Raw genomic sequence first — 17,351 nt, 5'->3', positions numbered from 1 at the left:
CCTTCTATTTGTTCCAGTGATCAAGCTCATCTTTCAAAACAGCCAGAAGCTGGTCTTCCGGCACCTTCTTCACAATTTCACCTTTCTTGATCAGCAGGCCTTCACCGATGCCGCCTGCGACGCCGATATCAGCCTCTCTGGCCTCTCCCGGTCCGTTGACAACGCACCCCATGACAGCCACTTTGATATCCAGATCGTAATTCTGAACAAGGTTCTCCACTTTGTTGGCAAGGCCGATCAGATCAATTCTTGTACGGCCACATGTCGGGCAGGATACAACTTCAATACCGCCTTTTCGAAGTCCCAGTGTCTTTAAAATGAGTTTGGCTGACTTGATCTCTTCCAGAGGATCCCCGGTCAGGGAAACGCGGATAGTGTGACCAACTCCCTCATTCAGCATAATACCGAGACCGACGGCTGATTTGATATTGCCGGAGATCAGGGTTCCGGACTCTGTAATGCCCACATGCAGCGGATAATCCGTCTTTGCGGCAATGAGTTCATGGGCTTTCACACACATCATAACATCTGAAGACTTAATACTGATGACCATCTGGTCATAACCCAGATCTTCAATCAGATGCACCTTATCCAGAGCACTTTCCACAATGCCTTCCGCCGTTACATGACCGCCGTATTTGGCGATCAGATCCTTCTCAAGAGAACCGCTGTTGACACCCACGCGGATCGGCACATGGTAAGCCTTTGCCTTATCTACAACCGCCTTCACGCGATCCACACTGCCGATATTGCCCGGATTGATACGGATTTTGTCAACCCCGTGTTCAATGGCCGCAATAGCCAGACGATAGTCAAAATGAATGTCTGCCACCAGCGGAATATGAATCTGCTTCTTGATCTCCGTGATGGCCTCTGCCGCCTCCATGGTCGGCACTGCCACACGGATGATCTCGCATCCGGCCGCTTCAAGGGCCAGGATCTGGGCAACAGTTGCCTTTACATCTTCCGTTTTTGTATTACACATAGACTGGATCGCAATCGGATAATCGCCTCCGATGCAGCGATCGCCTATGCGAATCACCTTTGCTTTTGTTCTATCAAACATAACTGCTCCTTTAATGTCTAAAAACCAAAAATTCTCGCAAAATCATTGAACATGACAAGCACCATGATTCCCATAAGAATCACAAAGCCGATCATATGCACAAACCCCTCTTTGTCTCTCGGTACCGGCTTGCCTCTGAGGGCTTCCACAATAAGAAAGACAAGACGTCCGCCATCCAGTGCAGGAATCGGCAGCAGATTCATCACGCCAAGATTGGCTGACAGCAAAAGAATCATATCTGCAATGGTTAGTATCACACTTCGAAGGCCGTACTTTGCCGCAGATTCATAGCTGTCGCCGATCACCTGAAACATACCTACAGGCCCCGCCACATCGCTTCTTGATACCTGTCCCTGGATCATCATCTCAAGGCTCTTGATCACCAGATCAATATTGGACTTCACTTCATAGAAACTGCTGATAAGAAGTCCGCCGAACTTCGGCTTCTCCTGAACACCGCCCACAATACCAATGCGGTATACACCATCATCGGTCATCTCCGGCGTCACCGTAGTCTGATGCTTCTCACCGTCTCTGATGTAGGTGATCGTACATTTCCGTCCCTGATTCAGTGCAATATGCATTCTGAAATCAGAAAATGTATGCACAGATGTTCTGTCCGCTTTTGTAATGATGTCTCCCGCTTCAAGGCCAGCTTCCATGGCCGGTGATCCATCCTCCACCTGAAGGATCTCACCTGATATATAACCATTCATACCGATAATGATCACAGCACAGACAAAAGCCATGATAAAGTTAAAAACCGGTCCCGCTGCTACAACAGCCATTCTGGCCCACACAGACTTCGAATTGAATGACCCAGGAATCACTTCCTCTGCTGTATCCTCACCAAGCATCATGCAGGCACCGCCAAGGGGCAGCAGCCTTAATGTATATTCTGTCTCACCGCGGCGGACACCAAAAAACTTCGGTCCCATGCCCACGGCAAACTCTTCAACAACAATACCGTTCTTCTTTGCAACTATAAAATGTCCGAACTCGTGGAATATGACAATGATGCCAAATACAAGAAGTGCCACGATCAGCTTCAATCTACCACCTGCTTTCTATATAACGATAGGTCCACTGTTCAGTCTCAAGTATATCTTCAAGAGACGGATGATCAATCCACTGATGGGCTGCCATACACTCTGAAATAATCTCGGGAATATCAAGAAAGCGAATCTTTCTGTCAAGGAACATGGCCACAGCCTTCTCATTAGCCGCATTCAATGCTGTCGGCATGCTGCCGCCTCTGCGTGCTGCTTCATAAGCCAGTGCCAGTCCTCTGAATGTTCCAAGATCCGGTTCTTCAAAGGTCATTGTATGCAGTTTGAACAGATCCAGGGCTTCTGACTGAAGCGGCTTTCTCTCGGGATAAAACAGTGCATACTGGATTGGCAGACGCATATCCGGTGTGCCGAGCTGGGCAATCACTGCATGATCCTGGAATTCCACCGCAGAATGGATCACGCTCTGCGGATGAACAACTACCTGGATCTGATCAAGGTCTACACCGAAAAGCCACTTAGCCTCAATCACTTCCAGCCCTTTGTTCACCATGGTCGCTGAATCAATGGTAATCTTGTGTCCCATAGACCAGTTTGGATGCTTCAGGGCATCCTCCACCTGGACATCTGCAAGTTCATCCAGGGTTTTTCCTCTGAAAGGGCCGCCGGAAGCTGTCAGAAGGATTCTTCTGATGCCTGATGCATGTTCCCCCTTTAAGGACTGGAAAATCGCTGAATGTTCACTGTCTACCGGCAGGATCTGCACATGATAATCCTTTGCCATCTGCATAATCAGATGGCCTGCCGTAACTAACGTCTCTTTGTTGGCCAGTGCGATATCTTTGCCGGCTTTGATAGCTTCCATAGTCGGACGGATACCGATCATCCCCACAACAGCTGTCACAACAATATCTGCCTCCGGTAGTGTCACAGCCTCTATCATTCCTTCCATACCAGAAACAATCTTCACATCAAGATCCGATACGGCAATCTTCAATTCTGCCGCCTTCTTCGCATCCCAAACAGCTGCGATCAGCGGATGGTACTGTCTAATCTGCTGTTCAAGAAGGATAATATTCGACCCTGCTGCCAAAGCAGCAACGCTCAAATCCTGCGGATGCTGTGAAATAACATCCAGTGTCTGTGTTCCTATGGAGCCTGTAGACCCCAATATTGCAATCTTCTTCAAAAAATGATCTTCCTTTCTCAATTCAGGACAGTTATGCGCCCAGACATACCGCCAGTATATACACAACCGGTGCTGTAAATAAGATACTATCAAAGCGGTCCAGAATGCCGCCGTGTCCCGGTATCAGACGGCCGTAGTCCTTGATGCCTGTATCACGTTTAATGGCGGATGCTGCCAGATCACCTACAACAGCAATCAGCGCGCCCACACCTGCGATAATCGCACAGTCACGCATCGGCACACTCAGTGAAATCAGGTGTGTTCCAAAAATACGTCCGTAAATCAGTCCCAGTAGCACAGCACCTGCAATACCGCCTATAAAGCCTTCGACACTTTTCTTCGGACTGAGTCTCGGGAACATCTTGTGCTTGCCAATAAGCATGCCAACACAGTAGGCACATGTATCATTGCCCCATGCACAGATGAAAATCAACGGAATAATATATAATCCGTCATTCAGCATACGCACCTTGTAAATAAATGACATCAGCACAACCACATAAGCAAGTCCTGCCACTGCACAAAAAATCTCATTGACCTTGTACTTCGGAAAGCTAAAAACATAAACAGCCATGATCAGCAGTGTTCCCACTGCTGCTGCCATCAGTTCTCCTTCCGGTACAGCCGCCCACAAAAGCATTTCATACAAAAGGGCTCCAATATAGCCCGCTATAGCCGGTCCCTTCTTCTCAATACCTGAAGCTCTGTATAATTCAAACAGGCCAATCATAGAGATCAATGCCACAAAGGCAAATAAAATATTGCCGCCACGGAGCATTGCCGCCACGGCAATAGCCAGTACAATCACACCACTGATCAGTCTTGTAATAAACAATTTAAACACCACCAAATCTTCTGTCACGTTTTGAATAGGCACGAATGGCTTCAATCATTGTCTCTTTGTTATAATCCGGCCAAAGAACCGGTGTAAAATAAAACTCAGAATACGCCATCTGCCAGAGCAGGAAATTGGAAACACGCTGCTCGCCGCTTGTACGGATCACCAGATCCGGATCCGGCATGCCGGCCGTATCCAGATAGTGCTCAAACAATGCTTCTGACATCTCATCCGGATTCGTATGCCCGTCTGCCAGCATCTTCTTCATGGCACGGATCATCTCATCACGGCTGCCGTAATTAATGGCAATCGTAAAGTTCAGTCCCGTATTGCCCGCAGAAGCTGTTTCCACATCCGCAATGGACTTCTGAATATCTTCACTTAACCCGGTCTTGTCACCAATTACCCGGACGCGCATATTATTCTTCGCTGTTCTCTCAAGGGAATCGACCATATACTTTCTCAAAAGCTTCATCAGAGCATCCACTTCAGACTGAGGCCGCTTCCAGTTCTCCGTCGAAAAAGCATACACTGTAAAGTACTTGATGCCGAGATCTCTGGCAACTTCACACATTTTCTCAACTGTCTTCGCGCCCTGCATATGACCGTAATTTCTTGGCATGAAACGTTTCTTCGCCCAGCGGCCGTTGCCATCCAGAATAATGGCTACGTGCTCCGGCACATTAAGGGTTTCCCCATCTATGATTCTCTCCATATTATACTCCCATTTATTCATCAACTGTAACCGTCTCGTACTGGCCCAGCTGTCATCAATCATCTATTAACAGATATGTACGAGGCTGTTGCATCCTCCGTAAAATATACAGATTTTGCAGCAGCCCCACCCAATTACTTTATAACAGTATTTGTCAAGACACGCCTGTTAGACTGTCATGATCTCTTTTGTCTTTGCCTCTACAGCCTTGTCAACCATAGCCACATACTTGTCAGTGATCTTCTGAAGCTTCTCCTGTAATTCTGCATATTCATCTTCAGAAATCTCTTTGGCTTTGTTGCTCTTCTTGAAAGCATCATTGCCGTCACGACGGATATTGCGGACTGCAGTCTTCGCTGCATCCCCCTTCTTCTTCACATCCTTCGCCAGTTCCTTACGGCGTTCCTCTGTCAGTTCAGGGAATACAAGACGGATAGACTTGCCGTCGTTCGTTGGTGTGATACCAATATCAGAAGCAAGAATGGCTTTCTCGATATCCTTGATCAGCTTGCTCTCCCATGGCTGGATCATCAGTACACGTGCTTCAGGCACTGTGACATTGCCCACCTGCTGAAGTGGTGTCGGTGTACCATAATAATCCACCTTCAGTTTATCCAAAATATGCGGATTGGCACGGCCAGCACGAATGGTTGTATATTCGCGTTCCAGTGCATCCAATGACTTCTGCATCTTTGTCTCATATGGCTGTAACTTCTCATTACTCATAAATATAGTTCCTCCTAATATCCTTATACAGTCACGTAAGTACCTGTAAACTCTCCGTATAATGTCTTCACAATGCTGTTCTCTTCATTCAGGCCAAATACCACCATCGGCATCTTGTTCTCCATGCACATGATCGTTGCTGTCAGGTCAACCACCTGCAGTCTCTCATCTACAACCTGCTGAATGCTGACGCTGTCATACTTCTTCGCATTCGGGTTCGTCTTCGGATCACTGTCATAAACACCGTCCACAGCCTTGGCAAGTAAAATCGCATCCGCCTCAATCTCAATGGCACGAAGCGTTGTACCTGTATCCGTTGAAAAATACGGATGACCTGTGCCGCCGGCAAAGAAAACGACCTTGCCTGCATTCAGATCAGCAACAGCTGCATCCTTGGAAAAAAGCTTCGTAAAAGCGCCGCACATAAATGGTGTATACACTTCTGTCTGCATTCCCAATGTACGGAAAATCTCAGACACATAAATACAGTTCATAACTGTACCCAGCATACCGATCTGGTCAGACTTCGTACGCTCTATAATCTTGCTGCTGTTGCGTCCGCGCCAGAAATTGCCGCCGCCGATCACAATCGCAACCTGCGTTCCCTTATCTGTAATCTGTTTCACCTGTTCGGCAACCTTCAGACAAGTTGCCTCATCAAAGCCAAAATCCTTGTCTCCGGCCAGCGCTTCGCCGCTTAATTTTAATAAAATTCTCTTTAAATCGTTCATCATCATACCGATGTCCTCCGTTCACCTTATAATCTACCATAAAACTGTATATTTGACCAGTCCTTTTCTTACAGTTTTGAGTAGCCGAAACTGTTGACAATGGCATCGATAGGCATCTTCTTACGGCACATCGGGCATTCCGACGGTAAATAAGCCTGATAATCCGGCAAATCTTCCTTCTGGAAAATGGAGAAGATCTCCATCCCCTCCGCTGTCTGTTCCACGTTACTGAAAATAGCAGCCACACCTCTTACCGTTCCGCCGTAATAAGAAACGGCCTCAGCCGCCCTTGTAATGGTCTGTCCGGTTGTCACAGATGCTGCCAATACAAGCACCTGCATATGCTTGATCATTCGCAATGTACTGTCCATGAAAACAAGCTGTCCATAGGCATTCACATCCGGTGTAATAATCGAGATATTCTTGCCACTGTTAATGGACATAATCCCGGTATCTGCGAGAAACTCTGCCATAAAAGCACCGATCAGCTCTGTTCCGTCCAGACATACAATCGTATCGATCATCGTATTGTTCTGAAAATGATTGGCCAGCACTCTTGCTGTTTCTCTTCCGTTGTTGTGTCTGCACTTAACTGTCGACATATCAATATACGTATTGATATGGGAATTAACCGTTGCAAAATGACCCTCCAGAATCTTAATACGTGCCTTCGGATTACGCGCCGATCTCAGATCAGTTAAACATTCTCTCATACATAGACCCCCTTCTCTGCAGATTTCCTTATCCCCATAAAATTCCTGCAGACTTGCCAGCTTCTGTTATGCTTCTATGCGGATGGACTTAAATAACGTAATCATTGCCCTTGGCATCCTGCCAGTCTAAAAGATCCTCAAGTGTATACTTGTCAATGACTGAATTGATTGCCTCATCCAATTCCTTCCATATACGAATTGTAACACAATCATGCATTTTCGGACAGTCATAATTGTTATCGGTACATGACACAGGGGAAAGATCGCCTTCTGTCAACCGGAGAATCATCCCCACTGTGTAATCTTTTGGCAGTCTTGCCAGGCGATAGCCGCCCTGCGGGCCCCTAATACTTTTAACATAGCCTGCCTTCGTCAACACCGACACAATCTGCTCCAAATACTTCACGGAGATATCCTGTCTTGCAGCAATATCTTTAATTCGGACCGGCTCCCCGTGATCGTTTGTCGCTATATCCAGCATCATACGCAATGCGTATCTTCCTCTGGTTGAAATCTTCATTTATTCTTTCTTCCTTTCATCTTCTTCACTTAACTAAGCCCCTATTTTCTATACAGCCGGCTTATTTTTTCATTTCCTTTGTTCTCTGACCTGACATCTCTCTTCACTTATGTCTTTCTTAACTTAATGTCAGTTCCGGACTCTTAATACTGACTCTCGTATGCGCCGGTACACTTTCTGTAATAAATGAGTTGCCCCCGATAATAGAGTCGCATCCAATCACTGTCTCGCCTCCAAGGATCGTGGAATTCGCATAGATCGTCACATGATCCCCAATGGTCGGATGACGTTTGGTTCCGGCCAGCTGCTGTCCCTTCCTCGTGGACAATGCTCCCAGTGTCACGCCCTGATACAGCTTGACATAATCACCGATTTCTGTTGTCTCACCGATAACAATACCTGTACCGTGGTCGATAAAGAAATAGCGCCCGATAGTGGCACCGGAGTTGATATCGATCCCAGTCTTGCCATGGGCATATTCTGTCATAATACGCGGTATAAAAGGTACATTCTGAACATACAGTTCATGGGCAATTCTGTAAACATAGATAGCAAATAATCCCGGATAAGAGAAAATAATATCCTCTTTGCTCTTTGCAGCAGGATCCCCGTCAAAACCAGCCTGTACATCCATCAGCAGCATCTTCTGGATATACGGCAGACGGCTGATAAAACGTTCGCAGATCTCTCTTGCCTTCTCCGTCACCTCTGCACTGCTGCTTTTTCCCTTATCATCATACAAAAACGCAATCTCAATCTGCGCTTTCAATTCTTCATAAATATGCGTCAGCATATTGCCAAGGAAATATCCCGGCATGGTGCTGGATATATTCTCATCCCCGAAATACCCAGGGAAAACAACACGTCTTAAATCCTTGATAATACCAATAATCGCCCCACGACTCGGCAGATGAATACTCTCCTCATCTGTCACATACACATCCTCGATCATGCAAGTCTCTGTAATATTCGCCACCACATTCTGAATTGTCTCTCTGATCATCCCCGTCATCTCCTATCTCTCTAAAATCCATATACTGACCCGTATCCTGCTTAAGTTCAAGCTTGGTCAGCCCCATAATATTCAGCATTTCCTAGTTGAATTATATGAAATTATAATTCAAAACGTGCGCAAAGTCAAGAAAAAGCTTGACTATATAATGACACCCTTTGCTCCAAAAGTCATAGAATAAATCAAAGACTTTCGGAGTTTTTTATCATGCGTTTTAATCCTTTTGAAGAAAAACCGATGCCTTTAGACCAGCTTTTTATGGACTGGGATAAACTTTATCCGAAACCCTATCATCTCGGCACCGTCCATCCTTACACCAAGGTCCGCATTGTCCTCATGAACGGCACCGAATTCGAAGCCCAGTGGTTCGGCCATCAATTCAGCCGTCACTGTCAGGATAATGATCTTCGGCGCGAACTGGCTATGATCCGCCGCATAGAGCAGATGCAGCAAAAACGGATCAGTTGTCTGAAGCCTAAAAACGAAACCGTTCTTGAGCATACCATTACCTATGAACAGCTGGCTGTTGATCTGACTGCCTTTCTGGCAAGACGTGAAAATGACTGCAATGTCAAAACAGCCCTGGATTTTGCCCTGCTGGAAGATTTTGACCATTTGTACCGCTATGCCAACCTGTTGGATTATGAATATGGTACCTGCCCTGAAAAACTGGTGGGTCGCTATACCGAGATGACACCGGCCCGACCGACCATCGCCCACCACCGCTATCCGACAGACAGCATTTTCCGTTCCATTGACAACCAGACAGCTTCCCTGAAAACAAAACTCGGTATTAATATCATCACTGCCGCCGAGCAGCAGACGATGAATTATTATATGAATATTGCACCGTTTTATTCCCGTTCCGACCTTGGAAGACGACTGTATCAGGAAATCGGCATGATCGAGGAAGAGCATGTTTCCCAGTACGAAAGCTTAAAAGACCCATCCGCCACATGGCTGGAAGATCTACTGATGCATGAATATACCGAATGTTACCTGTATTATTCCTGTATGATGACGGAGTGTGATCTGTACATCCGAAAGATATGGGAAGAATGCCTCATGCAGGAAATCTCTCATCTGCACAAAGCCAAAGAATTGCTTGAGAAATATGAAAACAAGAGCTGGCAGCAAGTCATCGGCGGCTGCGGTGACTTCCCGGATATCCTTGTTCTCGGTCCAAATATCGATTATATTCGTCACATCATTGCTACAACAACCGGCAATACGCAAAAAGAGGAAGACGTTGTTCCTCTCGGACGTCTCTCTGAAAATGATCCGTTCTTCTTCTACCAGCACGTCATGAACGACCCGTTATGTGAAGTCGCCAGCCATGTCACCATCGACGCTCGCATACGCAGAAAAGGCTGTGACTATCGCTTTGAAATCAAAGAAAATCCATTGCCGGAGCTGCGAAACCGTCGCTGCGACAACACATCTATTGGGCGCATCCCGGCCTGCACACCGGCATCGGCTTCCAGTGAAGGTACGACAGCAGATAACTGCCGGTGTCCGATTTTCTCTAAGTAGGTGTGGCCCTGTAAGTATATAACAGGCTCCCTGGGGCGTTCTTCAGCACCTGCACTGAAAAAACGCCCCGGGGAGCCGTTTTGTTGTTTTACGAGGGCGCACGCTTTCTCTGATCAGCGTGTTGTTCTCTGTTATTCGTATTTCTTCGCCTGTGAACGGATCAGCTCCATGTCATCAAAGTAGTTGATCTTCATGGCATCTCTGACTTCATGCAACGTCTGAGCAGCTGTTTCTCTGGCAACTTCACTGCCTTTCTTCAGCACTTCATAGACATATGGAATATCCTTCTGAAGTTCCTCACGACGCTTTCTGATCGGTTCCAGTTCTTCCTGAAGCACGTTGTTCAGGAACTTCTTCACCTTCACATCGCCGAGACCGCCGCGCTGATAATGTTCCTTCAGTTCATCCAGATTCTTGTAATCCGGCAGATATTCTTCAAAATGCTGGTCATTGCAGAACGCATCCAGATAAGTAAAGACTGTATTGCCTTCCAGTGAACCCGGATCCTCAATACGGATATGGTTCGGGTCTGTGAACATGCTCATAACCTTCTTCTTGATATCCTTCGGATCTTCTGCAAGATAAATACAATTGCCCAGAGACTTGCTCATCTTCGCCTTACCGTCAATACCCGGCAGTCGAAGGCAAGCTTCATTGTCCGGCAATAAAATCTTCGGTTCCACCAGTGTCTCTCCATAAACAGAATTGAACTTGTGTACAATCTCTCTGGTCTGCTCGATCATCGGGCTCTGGTCTTCACCAACAGGAACTGTTGTGGCCTTAAATGCCGTGATATCCGCAGCCTGACTGATCGGATACGTAAAAAAACCAACCGGAATACTTGTCTCAAAATTACGCATCTGAATCTCTGACTTCACCGTAGGGTTTCTCTGGAGTCTCGAAACAGTGACAAGATTCATATAGTAAAAAGATAACTCACATAATTCAGCAATCTGTGACTGAATAAACAGCGTGGATTTAGCCGGATCCAGACCGCAGGCCATATAATCCAGTGCCACCTCGATCACATTCTGGCGGACCTTCTCCGGATTATCTGCATTATCCGTCAAAGCCTGTGCATCTGCGATCATAATAAAAACTTTATCATATTCTCCGGAATTCTGCAGCTCCACACGACGCTTCAGTGAACCTACATAATGGCCCACATGCAGACGTCCTGTCGGTCTGTCACCGGTCAAAATAACTTTGCTCATCTTCATTCCTCCTGGACATACTAACTCCTTGTAGTGTACCACAAAAAACAAATATCATCAAGAACAAACATACTGTTCCATGCAGCCCTCATCAATCCCATCACGCATCCCCCAAAACCTCATCCAAAATGTGCCAAAACATTAAACTATTTTGTTGTAAAACCAACAGACTTTTACTTCAAAGCGAATTACAATAAATTCATCCTAGTCAATTAGGTTTTTTAAGGAGGTTTTTTATGATTCGCAGAATTATTACCATTGATACAGAAAAATGTACCGGCTGTGCCCTTTGCGTCAACGCCTGTCACGAAGGTGCCATTGGCCTGAGAGACGGCAAAGCAGTGCTTCTCCGCGAAGACTACTGTGACGGCCTGGGTGATTGTCTCCCAGCCTGTCCGGCAGATGCTATTCATTTTGAAGAACGAGAAGCCGCAGCTTATGACCATGAAGCCGTTCAAAAGCATCTTGCTGCCAGGAAACATGCTGCTGCAGGCGGATGTCCGGGTTCTGCTGCTGCATTCTTCGGTCATGAACACACTGAGAAGCCGCAGGCAGATACCGTATCTTCCACTTCTGCACCTGCTGTTCCTGAAAGTCAGCTTTCCCAGTGGCCGGTTCAGATTAAACTTGTCGCACCGAATGCGCCTTATTTCAACGGCTGTGATCTGCTCATTGCCGCAGATTGTACTGCTTACGCTTACGGCAATTTCCATCAGGCATTCATCAAAGACCATATCACCCTTGTAGGCTGTCCAAAACTTGATGCCGTAGACTACAGTGAGAAGCTGACACAAATTTTCACCTATAATGATATCAAGCGTATTACCCTGACCCGCATGACAGTTCCTTGCTGCGGCGGCATGGCTATGGCTGTTCAGAAAGCTATCCAGGCCAGCGGCAAAAATATTCCATTAAAGATTGTTATCATTTCTCCTGATGGACAGATTGTGCAAACCCAGGAAGTATAGCTGTTCAAACGATGCCCCGGATTCCATCATTCTCCGTTCATGCCTATAGTAAACACCGACACCTGCTCATTCGCACTCTATATTCAGCAGATTTTCTATTGGCAGCTCTGTTTGATCGACCATTATCAACATTTTTCTGTTCCTGTCAATTTTCCTTAGTCTTCCTCTGTAAGTCTGCCTTGCACCGCCTGTTTTTCTTTCATCCGGAGCAAAATACGTCACCATCACCTCAGGCTGTTCCTGTAGGCGCGCCGAAATCTTCTGCAGCTGTGCATTCAGCCGTGTTTTTTCATCCTCGTCCAATTCCTCCCTGTCATCCGTCAGTCTGGCGGTTTCCTTCACCGCTGCTTCATAACCCGTCAACGCCGCAAAAGGTGAAAACTGCGCCGCCCGGTCTTCCATGGACATGGGCGGGTGCTTCTTGGAAACATGATGCTGTTTATCAATGATATCTGCATACCGCAGCCAATCCGGCCCGCTGCTTCGCTCTTTTCCGTCATTGATGCCTGTTCGATATCCTTTCATTTCTGCATCCATCACGCCTTATGGCCTCCAATCTGACTGTTTCTCTGTCTGGCTGTTGCCCCTTCTTCCAGATTCATGCCTTTTAAAATAGCATTTTTGCCAAATTTCTTCTTGATGGCCAATGATGCCTCTTGCAATTTGCGTTCTCTGGCCAGCCGTTCCGATTCTGCCTTTTGTTCAGCTTCACGTGCCGCATAATCCACGAACAGATTCATCTGCTCAAATTCCGTTTTCATGGAAACTGTCTTTTCATCCGCCACATGATTCGCTGTGACATAAATCCTCCGGACAAGCAGCTTCGGATTAACAATCCGGTCAAAAAGATCCATCACCGCCTCCAGGATCACTTTTGAGGAAGAAGAGGCTCCTTTTAAGTTGACCGTCCCATGGGCATGTTTCGGCATTTTTCTGCCATAACGATCGGTTGTCACCGCACCTCTGTATGCTTTTGCAATTTCAGGATTTGTCAGATTATCAATATCATATCCCACGGTCAGTACAAGCTGGTCCGTCATCAGTCGCTTCTCTACCAGATCAAGGACAAGCATATCTGTCATCTCCCGGACCACCAACCGTGCCTGGTCAAATACATATGGACACTGTAGCACCTGACCGGAGCCAAGGCTACTGCTTCTCGGTTTATAGGCCTTGATCGCCGCCATGGTACAAGGTTCCCATCCCCAGGCGTGATCGATCAAAAGTTCCGCATTCACACCAAAAAGACGATACAGCAAATCTTCATTGTAATAATCATCCGGTCCGCCCATGGAACATCTGGCAATATCTCCCATGGTATAAATGCCCACTTCCTCCAGCTTTCTGGCATAGCCCCGTCCCACGCGCCAGAAATCCGTCAAAGGACGGTGGTTCCAGAGCATCTCCCGATAACTCCGCTCATTCAGTTCCGCAATCCGCACGCCATTAACATCCGCCTTTGTATGCTTAGCCCCAATATCCATGGCCACCTTACACAGATAAAGATTCGTACCGATTCCCGCGGTAGCCGTGATTCCTGTTGTCACCAGAACATCAAGAATGACTTTCATGGCCAGTTCTCTGGCCGTCATCTGATAAAGCGCCAGATACTGCGTGGCATCGATCATCACCTCATCTATTGAATAGACATGCATATCCTCCGGCGCAAAATATTTCAGATACACCTGATAAATCTGCGTGGAGACTTCCATATAGTGGGCCATCTGAGGCGGCGCAATAATATAATCCAGTGCCATGTTGGAAGAATATTTGAGTACATTGGCATCACTGCTGCTGCCTGTCAGTTCATACCCCGAAGCCTGTCTGCGACGGGCGGCATTCACTTCTCTGACTCTCTGTACCACCTCAAACAATCGCGCTCTTCCCGAAATACCGTAAGCTTTCAGTGCCGGAGACACTGCCAGACAGATTGTCTTCTCTGTTCGACTGGGATCAGCCACCACCAGGCATGTTGTCATTGGATCCTTGCCACGCTCAACGCACTCCACAGATGCATAAAAAGATTTCAGATCAATGGCGATATATGTTTTTTTCTGCATGACTGCTGCCTCCTTTCCCCCGGATGGTTTGCTTAAATTCACCGACCTTTATACTTCAATCTTATTCTGATTTTACCATTTCACCAAACAAATAACAATATAAGGGCAGAAAGAAAGCTGCCGCTTCATGTATTTTATCATGAAAACGGCAGCCTTGTTTTTTAGCCATATGACACCCCAGATAATCAATGGCACGATACAACTAACTTCTATTCTCTGATCTTCATAGACAATGACATCATACATCCGCCAACAGCCCCTGCATGTCTCACCACTTCCAGATTTTCCGGTGTAATGCCGCCGATGGCATAAACCGGAAGCTTCGTCCTGTGACAGACATTTTCAAGAAATGTCAGTCCTCTTCCCGGCAATCCTTTTTTGCAGTCAGTATCAAAAATGTGCCCGGCTGTCAGACAGGTAGCTCCTGCCTTTTCAGCTGCCAAAGCATCTTCCACAGAGTGTACAGATGTACCGATATGCTTAAAGCCCTCTAACGCATCTTTTTCCGACAGCTCCATCAAAACAGGCAGCGGCAGGTGGATATTCTCACAATTCAGCTTTGCAGCCACTTCCGCAAATGAATGCAGAATACATTTCTTATGATGCTCATGACATATCATCAGCACATCCTTTGCCAGATGCTCATATTCATCTGGTGTCATATCTTTTTCTCGAAGAATGATGGCATCGATATCTGTGGATGCCAGAAATTCTATCTGTTCCAGAAAATCTCTGTCACATAGATGGCGATTTGTTACTGCCATCATATGAGCATAACTGCGGCTAGACATAGATGTATTCATTCAGCACAGGCTGAAGCCCCTGATCCTTGATGGCATCATAGATTTCCTGAAGGCTGCGGTTATCCGCAATTTCAAACTGCTCATCACCGCTCTCAGCTTCATTCTCCTTGCCGGTATATTTTTCCTCATGGTCACCGATACCGGTGCTGACACCTGCTGAAATTTTGGTTGCCGCAAAACGGATGATGTGATCACGGAATCTTGCCACCTCTCTTGAAGAGACTGTAATACCCGCATATGGCAGGAAAATACGATACGCACAGAGAATCTGACACAACTGTGTCTCATGGACATCCTTCGGATTGATCTTGTCATTATTAATGATCGGACGCAGTCTCGGGCAGGACAAAGACATCTCAGCATGCGGATATTTTCGCTGCAGATAATATACATGCAGCGCTGTTGCCAGGGCATCCTTTCTGAAATCATCCAGCCCCAGTAAAGCTGAGAATCCGACACCGCGCATACCGCCCATTAAAGCTCTTTCCTGAGCTTCAAAACGATACGGCCATACACGCTTATGGCCCATCAGATGCAGCGTTTCGTATTTGTCCGGGTTATAGGTTTCCTGGAAAACAGTGATATAATCCGCACCGCATTCATGAAGGTACTTATATTCATCCACATTGACCGGATAAATCTCAAGACCTACATTTCTGAAATACTTGCTGGCCAGTTTGCAGGCCTCACCGATGTATTTCACATCACTCATATGTCTGCTCTCGCCTGTCAGCATCAGGATTTCCTCAATACCGGAATCTGCAATGACTTTCATTTCATGCTCGATTTCCTGCATGTTCAATTTCTTGCGGTGAATATGGTTATAACAGTTAAAACCACAGTAAACGCAATAATTTTCACAGTAATTGGCAATATAAAGCGGTGTGAAAAGATACACACTGTTTCCGAAATGGTTGCGGCGCTCCACAGCAGCTTTTTCTGCCATCTGTTCCAGAAATGGCTGTGCCGCCGGTGAAAGCAGTGCCTTGAAATCCTCGATGGAACAGACGTCATGAGCCAGTGCAGCCTGCACATCCGCAGCTGTATACACTTTCTCATCATAGCTCTCCACCTGGCTCATGACCTTATCCCTGATATCTGTTGAAATCTGATCCATGCCTTCCATATAAGCCATATGGTCTGTTCTGAAAGAAGGATCCTGTTCCAATCGTTCTTTTTTTGCCTTTGCTTCAGGAGTCATATCATCCCACTGAATGATGTATTCTTCATTTCCCATTTCAAGCGCCCCCTTAGTCATGTAAAAATCCTGTCAGAGGATCAGATGCAGAGGCGCCTCTGTGAAGGACACGTCCAAGACCTGAAAGATAAGCGGCACGACCTGCTGCGATGGCGTTCTTGAAAGCGCCAGCCATAGCCGGGATATCGCCTGCAGTTGCAATAGCTGTATTGGCCATGATCGCTGCTGCGCCCATTTCCATGGCTTCACATGCCTGTGACGGACGACCGATACCGGCATCCACAATAATCGGAAGATCAATTTCATCGATCAGGATCTGAATAAATTCCTTTGTTGCAAGGCCCTTGTTGGAACCGATTGGAGAAGCCAACGGCATAATGCAGGCCGCACCGGCATTCACCATATCTCTGGCTGCATTCAGGTCCGGATACATATAAGGCATAACAATGAAACCTTCCTTAGCCAGAATCTCTGTAGCCTTAATTGTTTCATAATTATCCGGCAGAAGGTATTTGGAATCATGCATGATTTCTACTTTGACAAAATCACCGCATCCCATTTCACGTGCCAGTCTTGCCAAACGAACAGCCTCTTCGGCATTTCGCGCACCGGAAGTGTTCGGCAGCAGTGTAACCCCTTCCGGAATATAATCCAGAATATTCTCTTCTTTACGAGTATTGACACGACGAAGTGCCAGTGTAATAATCTCTGCGCCGGCATCTTCTACAGCTGCACGGATCAGATTCAGGTTGTATTTGCCTGAACCGAGAATAAATCTTGACGTAAATGTATGACCTCCCAATGTCCATGTATCTTTATTCTGCATAGTTGTTCCCTACTTTCATTTTTATTTTTGCTTCTGCTTTTATTTTTACTTCTGCTTTTATTTTCGCTTCTGCATTTACTTTTGCTCTTACTTTTACTTCTGCTTTTACTTTCACTTTTGCTTTCGCTTTTCTAAAGCTCAGCTGTTCTCTGTCACTATTTCCATTGACAATTGATTGCAATTGTTTTTTATTTTTTCAGTTGTTAGGTACCTAACTAATTTTCTAATT

At 46.4% G+C, this 17,351-nt stretch carries 19 protein-coding genes; 2 read left to right on the top strand and 17 right to left on the bottom strand.

The window, feature by feature from the left end; genetic code table 11:
• Positions 1-4: 4 nt before the first annotated feature.
• The 10 genes from ispG to NBH03_RS12580 form a co-directional block, all read right to left on the bottom strand.
• Positions 5-1,066 (bottom strand): flavodoxin-dependent (E)-4-hydroxy-3-methylbut-2-enyl-diphosphate synthase, encoded by a 1,062-nt coding sequence (gene ispG / locus NBH03_RS12625; RefSeq protein WP_015515094.1) that lies wholly within the window; start codon positions 1,064-1,066, stop codon positions 5-7.
• A 17-nt stretch (positions 1,067-1,083) separates the two neighbouring features.
• Positions 1,084-2,118 carry an RIP metalloprotease RseP gene (rseP, locus tag NBH03_RS12620; RefSeq protein ID WP_250799790.1) on the bottom strand — a complete coding sequence of 345 codons (1,035 nt, stop codon included), beginning with the start codon at positions 2,116-2,118 and terminating at the stop codon, positions 1,084-1,086.
• A gap of 1 nt (position 2,119) precedes the next feature.
• A complete protein-coding gene (locus tag NBH03_RS12615; RefSeq protein ID WP_250799789.1) occupies positions 2,120-3,265 on the bottom strand; it encodes a 1-deoxy-D-xylulose-5-phosphate reductoisomerase in 1,146 nt (381 codons plus the stop codon).
• A gap of 31 nt (positions 3,266-3,296) precedes the next feature.
• Complete coding sequence (locus NBH03_RS12610) at positions 3,297-4,100, bottom strand: phosphatidate cytidylyltransferase (protein ID WP_250799788.1); 804 nt, start codon at positions 4,098-4,100, stop codon at positions 3,297-3,299.
• A 1-nt stretch (position 4,101) separates the two neighbouring features.
• Positions 4,102-4,818, bottom strand: a complete 717-nt coding sequence (uppS, locus tag NBH03_RS12605; RefSeq protein ID WP_250799787.1) for an undecaprenyl pyrophosphate synthase — start codon at positions 4,816-4,818, stop codon at positions 4,102-4,104.
• A gap of 168 nt (positions 4,819-4,986) precedes the next feature.
• Positions 4,987-5,544, bottom strand: a complete 558-nt coding sequence (gene frr, locus NBH03_RS12600; protein ID WP_015515092.1) for a ribosome recycling factor — start codon at positions 5,542-5,544, stop codon at positions 4,987-4,989.
• A 23-nt stretch (positions 5,545-5,567) separates the two neighbouring features.
• Entirely contained in the window at positions 5,568-6,275 is a 708-nt protein-coding gene (gene pyrH / locus NBH03_RS12595; RefSeq protein ID WP_117528809.1) for a UMP kinase, read from the bottom strand.
• A 68-nt stretch (positions 6,276-6,343) separates the two neighbouring features.
• A complete protein-coding gene (locus tag NBH03_RS12590) occupies positions 6,344-6,988 on the bottom strand; it encodes a type I phosphoribosyltransferase (protein ID WP_015515090.1) in 645 nt (214 codons plus the stop codon).
• An 88-nt stretch (positions 6,989-7,076) separates the two neighbouring features.
• Positions 7,077-7,508, bottom strand: a complete 432-nt coding sequence (locus tag NBH03_RS12585; RefSeq protein ID WP_227082042.1) for an RrF2 family transcriptional regulator — start codon at positions 7,506-7,508, stop codon at positions 7,077-7,079.
• A 118-nt stretch (positions 7,509-7,626) separates the two neighbouring features.
• Positions 7,627-8,511: a serine O-acetyltransferase gene (locus NBH03_RS12580; RefSeq protein ID WP_250799786.1), complete on the bottom strand. Its 885-nt coding sequence runs from the start codon at positions 8,509-8,511 to the stop codon at positions 7,627-7,629.
• A 216-nt stretch (positions 8,512-8,727) separates the two neighbouring features.
• On the opposite strand from NBH03_RS12580, the gene NBH03_RS12575 reads away from it, so the two are divergent.
• Positions 8,728-10,053 (top strand): hypothetical protein, encoded by a 1,326-nt coding sequence (locus NBH03_RS12575; RefSeq protein ID WP_215690869.1) that lies wholly within the window; start codon positions 8,728-8,730, stop codon positions 10,051-10,053.
• Between the two features lie 131 nt (positions 10,054-10,184).
• Here NBH03_RS12575 and trpS read toward each other — a convergent pair whose 3' ends face one another.
• Complete coding sequence (gene trpS, locus NBH03_RS12570) at positions 10,185-11,267, bottom strand: tryptophan--tRNA ligase (RefSeq protein ID WP_015515083.1); 1,083 nt, start codon at positions 11,265-11,267, stop codon at positions 10,185-10,187.
• Positions 11,268-11,503: 236 nt separating this feature from the next.
• On the opposite strand from trpS, the gene NBH03_RS12565 reads away from it, so the two are divergent.
• Positions 11,504-12,235: an ATP-binding protein gene (locus tag NBH03_RS12565; protein WP_015515082.1), complete on the top strand. Its 732-nt coding sequence runs from the start codon at positions 11,504-11,506 to the stop codon at positions 12,233-12,235.
• Between the two features lie 66 nt (positions 12,236-12,301).
• Here NBH03_RS12565 and NBH03_RS12560 read toward each other — a convergent pair whose 3' ends face one another.
• The 6 genes from NBH03_RS12560 to NBH03_RS15915 form a co-directional block, all read right to left on the bottom strand.
• Positions 12,302-12,772 (bottom strand): hypothetical protein, encoded by a 471-nt coding sequence (locus NBH03_RS12560; protein ID WP_181967469.1) that lies wholly within the window; start codon positions 12,770-12,772, stop codon positions 12,302-12,304.
• Positions 12,772-14,295, bottom strand: a complete 1,524-nt coding sequence (locus NBH03_RS12555) for a Y-family DNA polymerase (RefSeq protein ID WP_250799785.1) — start codon at positions 14,293-14,295, stop codon at positions 12,772-12,774. The genes NBH03_RS12560 and NBH03_RS12555 overlap by 1 nt, the downstream gene beginning before the upstream one ends.
• A gap of 209 nt (positions 14,296-14,504) precedes the next feature.
• Complete coding sequence (locus tag NBH03_RS12550; protein ID WP_242991760.1) at positions 14,505-15,062, bottom strand: thiamine phosphate synthase; 558 nt, start codon at positions 15,060-15,062, stop codon at positions 14,505-14,507.
• 16 nt (positions 15,063-15,078) lie between these two features.
• Positions 15,079-16,335 carry a 2-iminoacetate synthase ThiH gene (gene thiH / locus NBH03_RS12545; RefSeq protein ID WP_015515078.1) on the bottom strand — a complete coding sequence of 419 codons (1,257 nt, stop codon included), beginning with the start codon at positions 16,333-16,335 and terminating at the stop codon, positions 15,079-15,081.
• A 13-nt stretch (positions 16,336-16,348) separates the two neighbouring features.
• Entirely contained in the window at positions 16,349-17,122 is a 774-nt protein-coding gene (locus NBH03_RS12540; protein WP_117527678.1) for a thiazole synthase, read from the bottom strand.
• Positions 17,112-17,237 carry a hypothetical protein gene (locus NBH03_RS15915; RefSeq protein ID WP_284703461.1) on the bottom strand — a complete coding sequence of 42 codons (126 nt, stop codon included), beginning with the start codon at positions 17,235-17,237 and terminating at the stop codon, positions 17,112-17,114. Before NBH03_RS15915 ends, NBH03_RS12540 begins: the two co-directional genes overlap by 11 nt.
• Positions 17,238-17,351: the final 114 nt, after the last annotated feature.

It is taken from the genome of Coprococcus intestinalis (genome assembly GCF_023656595.1).
Classification (GTDB): domain Bacteria; phylum Bacillota; class Clostridia; order Lachnospirales; family Lachnospiraceae; genus Coprococcus_A; species Coprococcus_A intestinihominis.
The sequence above is the reverse complement of the archived record's forward strand: the minus strand, read 5'-3'. Positions and strand labels throughout refer to the sequence as shown.

Excerpts from the sequence above, each read along its gene's own strand:
- ispG (WP_015515094.1), bottom strand. The coding sequence starts at position 1,066 with ATGTTTGATAGAACAAAAGCAAAGGTGATTCGCATAGGCGATCGCTGC.
- uppS (WP_250799787.1), bottom strand. The coding sequence starts at position 4,818 with ATGGAGAGAATCATAGATGGGGAAACCCTTAATGTGCCGGAGCACGTA.
- frr (WP_015515092.1), bottom strand. The coding sequence starts at position 5,544 with ATGAGTAATGAGAAGTTACAGCCATATGAGACAAAGATGCAGAAGTCA.
- pyrH (WP_117528809.1), bottom strand. The coding sequence starts at position 6,275 with ATGAACGATTTAAAGAGAATTTTATTAAAATTAAGCGGCGAAGCGCTG.
- NBH03_RS12590 (WP_015515090.1), bottom strand. The coding sequence starts at position 6,988 with ATGAGAGAATGTTTAACTGATCTGAGATCGGCGCGTAATCCGAAGGCA.
- NBH03_RS12585 (WP_227082042.1), bottom strand. The coding sequence starts at position 7,508 with ATGAAGATTTCAACCAGAGGAAGATACGCATTGCGTATGATGCTGGAT.
- NBH03_RS12580 (WP_250799786.1), bottom strand. The coding sequence starts at position 8,511 with ATGATCAGAGAGACAATTCAGAATGTGGTGGCGAATATTACAGAGACT.
- NBH03_RS12575 (WP_215690869.1), top strand. The coding sequence starts at position 8,728 with ATGCGTTTTAATCCTTTTGAAGAAAAACCGATGCCTTTAGACCAGCTT.
- trpS (WP_015515083.1), bottom strand. The coding sequence starts at position 11,267 with ATGAGCAAAGTTATTTTGACCGGTGACAGACCGACAGGACGTCTGCAT.
- NBH03_RS12565 (WP_015515082.1), top strand. The coding sequence starts at position 11,504 with ATGATTCGCAGAATTATTACCATTGATACAGAAAAATGTACCGGCTGT.
- NBH03_RS12560 (WP_181967469.1), bottom strand. The coding sequence starts at position 12,772 with ATGGATGCAGAAATGAAAGGATATCGAACAGGCATCAATGACGGAAAA.
- NBH03_RS12555 (WP_250799785.1), bottom strand. The coding sequence starts at position 14,295 with ATGCAGAAAAAAACATATATCGCCATTGATCTGAAATCTTTTTATGCA.
- NBH03_RS12550 (WP_242991760.1), bottom strand. The coding sequence starts at position 15,062 with ATGATGGCAGTAACAAATCGCCATCTATGTGACAGAGATTTTCTGGAA.
- thiH (WP_015515078.1), bottom strand. The coding sequence starts at position 16,335 with ATGGGAAATGAAGAATACATCATTCAGTGGGATGATATGACTCCTGAA.
- NBH03_RS12540 (WP_117527678.1), bottom strand. The coding sequence starts at position 17,122 with ATGCAGAATAAAGATACATGGACATTGGGAGGTCATACATTTACGTCA.